This window comes from Paenibacillus sp. Aloe-11 (genome assembly GCF_000245715.1).
Taxonomy (GTDB): Bacteria; Bacillota; Bacilli; order Paenibacillales; family Paenibacillaceae; genus Paenibacillus; species Paenibacillus kribbensis.
On record NZ_JH601067.1, the window covers coordinates 194,548 to 199,696 of the forward strand.

Annotated in this window: 4 protein-coding genes; all 4 read right to left on the reverse strand. The window is 50.9% G+C overall.

Annotated elements, in window-relative coordinates:
* Nucleotides 1-793: ABC transporter ATP-binding protein (locus tag WG8_RS22025; protein ID WP_007432487.1), on the reverse strand; the 793-nt coding region annotated here is incomplete at its 3' end.
* A 60-nt stretch (nt 794-853) separates the two neighbouring features.
* Entirely contained in the window at nt 854-1,981 is a 1,128-nt protein-coding gene (locus tag WG8_RS22030; protein ID WP_007432488.1) for an ABC transporter substrate-binding protein, read from the reverse strand.
* 57 nt (nt 1,982-2,038) lie between these two features.
* Nucleotides 2,039-4,033, reverse strand: a complete 1,995-nt coding sequence (locus tag WG8_RS22035; RefSeq protein WP_007432489.1) for a hydantoinase B/oxoprolinase family protein — start codon at nt 4,031-4,033, stop codon at nt 2,039-2,041.
* Nucleotides 4,030-5,149 (reverse strand): hydantoinase/oxoprolinase family protein (locus WG8_RS29045; RefSeq protein ID WP_007432490.1); only part of this gene is annotated, 1,120 nt, incomplete at its 5' end. The genes WG8_RS22035 and WG8_RS29045, both read right to left, overlap by 4 nt.

Here is a 5,149-nt window from a genome sequence, read left to right on the forward strand (position 1 = left end):
CCCCTGCCGTTTCCACAATCGTCAGGTCTCCTTCATCCGCCAGCACACGGGCCGGCAACAAATTGGTATCGCCGATAAATTTAGCGACAAATCGGTCAGCGGGGCGCTCATAAATTTCGTCCGGCGTGCCATATTGCAGCATGACTCCGTCACGCATAACACCGATTCGGTCCGACACATTCAAGGCTTCCTCCTGATCGTGGGTCACGAATATAAAGGTGGTCCCTGACTCCCGCTGAATCCGCTTTAGCTCCCGTTGCATGTCCAGTCGTAGCTGCGCATCCAGCGCAGACAGAGGCTCGTCCAGCAGCAGCACTTGGGGCTGGTTGACCAAGGCGCGTGCAATCGCTATACGCTGGGCCTGCCCCCCAGACAGTTGTGAAACCTTGCGGGTGCCGAAGCCGGGAAGCTGGACTAATTCCAGAACCCGCTCCACACTTTTCCGAATTTCGCCACTTGATACTCCTTTCATTTTCAAGCCGTAGGCAATATTTTTATATACGTCCATATGGGGAAACAGTGCAAGCTGTTGAAAAATCATGTTCGTATTTCGTCCATACGCCGGAATTCGGGTCACATCTGCTCCAGAGAGAAGAATAGTACCCTGGTCCGGCATCTCAAGTCCTCCCAACATCCGCAGTAACGTTGTTTTCCCACAGCCGCTGGGACCGAGCAGAGAAATGAACTCCCCCTGTCTCACGCGAAAGGATACCTGATTGACGGCCGCATGATCGCCGAACCTCTTCACGACATCCCGTACTTCAATCGCAATCTGGTGTTCAACTCCGGACATGGATATATTCCCTCCTAGTAGGTTAGCCACGAATGGCATCACTATAACTATGGCCTGAAATTATTGCAGTTTTGTTTTGACCAGACGATCCCACAGGTCCTTCCACTCAGAGGCCCCTCGAGCCATGGCTGACCAATCCGGATTTAGACCTTTTTTCTGCTCAGCTACAGAGAAAGATGGATCATTTTTATATTTATCAGGTACTTGTGCAGCAGTGCTTGTTACCGGAGTACCTGTTGCCTCAGCATACTTGGTCAAATTCTCAGGTTTCAACAGCTCATTAATGATCTCGTTAGCGACACGCGTCTGTTCCGGCGTCGAGCCCTTGACCACTTGTAAGGAATACGGGAAGGAAACGAAACCTTCCTTCGGAATAGCTACTGCGAGTGGAGCGCCTTCATCATTAATCCACGTTTGGGCCGTCTGCGAACTGAATGGTGCTACCAGCGCCTCGCCGGAAATAAGCAAGTTTTTCAATTGGTCGTTGGAGTTTACGAGCGTGCGCACCTGATCCGTATGTTTTCCCCAGAAATCAAAGGCAGCCTCTGGCTTATCATAGGTTGCACCCAACTCCTTGCCCTTCAATTCGATGACTGGAGCGATGTAGGAATAGAACATGTAATCCCAAAGAGCTACTTTGTCCTTAAATTGCGGATTTTCCCAAAGATCGTTCCAGCTTGTCGGCGGAGTTTTAACCAAATCCTTGTTATATACGAGTGCAAAATTCGTTACTCCCCATACGATGCCACGATTGTCCTTGGTATGGTATTGCTCGGGAATATCCTGCATATGGGTTACGATGGACGGGTCAAGCGGCTCCCACATATCATCGTTCAGCCCCTTGGCGGAAGCATCTGCATTAAAGTAACCGAAGTTGACAACCGGGTTGTTGGGATCAGCCTTCTGCCCTGCTACCATTTTAGGGTACATAACAGAATTGGATGATTCCACAAAATCAACCTGAACGTTCGGATGTTTCTTCACATAATCCGCAACCACTTCTTTAGGAACCACATCCTGATTGGCACCTGCCCATATAAACATGCTGAGCTTGATTTTTTGCCCTCCATCCGAATTTCCATTGGTAGCCTGCGAAGTGGATACCGAGCTTCCGCAAGCTGTCAGGAGTAACATGGACGCAGCTAAAATCACAGAGACGGAACCTAACGTTTTTGAAAATCGTTTCATTTGATTAAACCTCCCGGTAAAGTATGATTATTAATTGTAAAAAACACTGCTCCCTGCCTAGAGAGCAGCAATCGTACGATGAATGGCTGCCATAATCTCTGCCACCTCAATAGCTTGGACCTGTTCACCTCTTTGGAACCGATCATCAATCTCTTTCATTGCACATCGTTTCAGGTAATCCCGAAGCGCCAGTGGATACCCCGTTAGCGCCGCCCCAACAGCCAACTGCATTTCATCACTCCAGATGGACTCAAATTGTTCACGAGCCGAGCCAAAATGAAAAGATTGCTGTTCATCCGTTGAACCATAAACGGCACTGCGTCTTTTTTGGGTAGCGTCCAAGTCCACCTTACTTTCATGGAATACGACTCCATACTGTTCATAAGCGGCATCCTTCGATACTAATCCATTGCGTACATCCCGTGCGACGGCCTGAGGGGATCTTTTATAAGGGCTTCCATACCCGCCTCCACCTTGGGAAAAGAACGACACCGTGTCTCCCGGCTGTAATAAAAGCTCGTCGATTCGCCCGGTACGTTGCTCAGATGGCTGTCCCAGATTTTTAACAGCCGTTCCATAAGCACCAGCTTTCCCGCCAAGTCTGCCCCACGGCTGAAATTCCATCCGCTCCATATTACGGGCAGTCAGTACTGTGTCGGGGCTAAGTACCTTCAATTGTAAATCAATTCCGCAGCCTCCCCGATAGGTTCCCGCTCCAGCCGAATCAGGCAGCAAGCCGTACCGCTCGATCAGGATAGGCATATCCGCTTCAACCGTTTCCGCAGGAATATTGCGCAGATGACCGACCGCAAAGTCCATCCCGTCAATGCCGTCCTTCATCGGTCTGGCTCCTGAGCCTCCACATATCGGCTGCACCACGCCTACTTTCCGCCCACCCGTGACTGGATCAGTCATAGCCAGCATGACGATTGCCGCTTGTCCGGCACCAGCAGCGGGCAGCTTGTTCTCCTGGGCTTGACTTAGCGTACCTGTCAGCACATCCATCAGCCTGATAAATGTAGCCGCACGCGCTCCGATCGCAGCCGGAGCTTCCGGGTTCAACAGAGTACCCGACGGCGTATCATTCGTAATCATCCGCACCATCCCCGAATTCCATGGAATCGAGGGGTCCAGTGTCCTGAAATATCGAATGAGTGCTGGCACCAGATAGTAATGTCCCTGTTTGTTAAGGGTCGGAATATTAAAGGATGCTCTCACTTGCGGGTCTGTTCCCTTAAAATCCAAAAATATTCCATCGTCCCGGACCACCATTTTACAGCGCAGCCGAACCGGATAGCCCCCTGGCCCCTTCTCAATATAATCCCAAAACTCGTATTCTCCGTCCGGAATATCCTGAATCATCTGACGAACCCGTGTCTCGGCGTAAACAAGCACATCTTCGATGCCACTCTCTACTCGGGATATCCCATAGCGCTCTACCAACTCTTGAAGCCGTCGTTCTCCCCGGTTCAGTGCAGCCATCAAAGCTCTTAGATCGCCCCAGTTTTGGTCAGGAATTCGGCAATTATCAAGAAAAATACGCAAAATGGCTTCGTTCAGCACACCGGCCTCATAAAGCTTTACCGGCGCAAGGCGCAGCCCCTCCTGATAAATATCGTATGAGCTGGGCGACACGCTGCCAGGCACCTTGCCTCCTACGTCAGAAGAGTGAATGAAGCATAGCCCGAAGGCTATAATCTGCCCTTCATAGAAAAAAGGCTTTAGCAGATAGACATCCGGCAGATGTGTCGCCATACCGCCTGTCGAATACGGATCGTTACAAATGACAATATCGCCTTCATTCCATTGTCCGATGGATGAAATTACATCCCCTGCAGGGATACCTAACGACAGGTTGTAACCTGTATCGAGTGGACATCCAAAGGTTTCACCCTGGGGTGAAAGCAGATACGTACCGAAATCACCTGTTTCTTTGACAAAAGCGGTAAACCCGGTGCGCAAAACAACATTAGCCATTTCCTCGACGATCGCCTGCACCCTGTTTTTGAAAATCTCCAGAAATACGCGATCCGTCTTTAGCTCACTGTTCATCCTTCCACCTCCCCGATTATATTCCCTAAGTTGTCAATCTTAACGCTGTAACCTGGTGGAACAAAGACCGTCGTATCATACTCTTCAATAATGACCGGACCAGACCAGGCTTCTGTAGTGGGCAGATCTGAACGCCGAACAATGTGCGCCTTCATTTCCACGCCATCAAAATATATGGTTCTGGCTTCCGGAACTGGAGCGTGACCTGGCTGATGGGACAAATCGTCATGGTCGGGGATTTGCATCGTATCCGCCTTGTGAGTTACCCCAACAATCGTTGCTCTCAAATTGACAAAGGAGACGGAAGACTCCGGCTGGCTTACTCCAAAGATGGCCTCATACTGGCGATGAAAACGCCTCACCGCTTCCTGAACAAAGCAGACAGTCCCATCTGCAGTCTCTGCTACAGGGTTTGCTTCCAGATTTTCACTTGGGATGGACACTTCAATATCAAAAGCCTGTCCTTCATAGCGCATATCTGCGCTATACAGCATATAGGTGGACTCCAGTTCAATTCCTCGGCTGCTCTCTGTCTCCAGCCAATGGTGTCCCTGCTCGGCAAGATCCTTAAAAATACGTTCAAGCTCGCCTTCCTCAAGCTGCTGTTCGGTTTTGTACAGCGTATATACAAAATCATTACGCAGATCAGCCACGACACAGCCTGTTGCACAAAGCGTGCCTGGAGACGGTGGCACAAGCACCCGTCGTATACCGACTTCCCGCGCCAGCAGGAAGGCATGTGTCGGGCCAGCTCCGCCATATGCCAGAAGCGTAAAATCACGGGGATCAATTCCTTTGCGCGCCATCAAGGGTGTGAATTGTGCGTACATATTGGCGGTCGCCACATCCAGAATCGCCTGAGCCGTTTTTTGGGAATCCAGCCCAAGCCCTGCTCCCAAACGCTTCAGAGCCGCTGCCGCCATTTCTTCGTTCAGCGGCATACGGCCTCCAAGAAACCGATCAGGGCGAATAATCCCCAAATGCACATAGGCATCGGTGGTCGTCGGATTCAGTCCTCCCCTGCCATAACAAGCTGGCCCCGGATCTGCTCCTGCACTGCGCGGTCCGACCTTGAGCACGCCTACACCGTCAACCCAGGCGATAGATCCGCCGCCC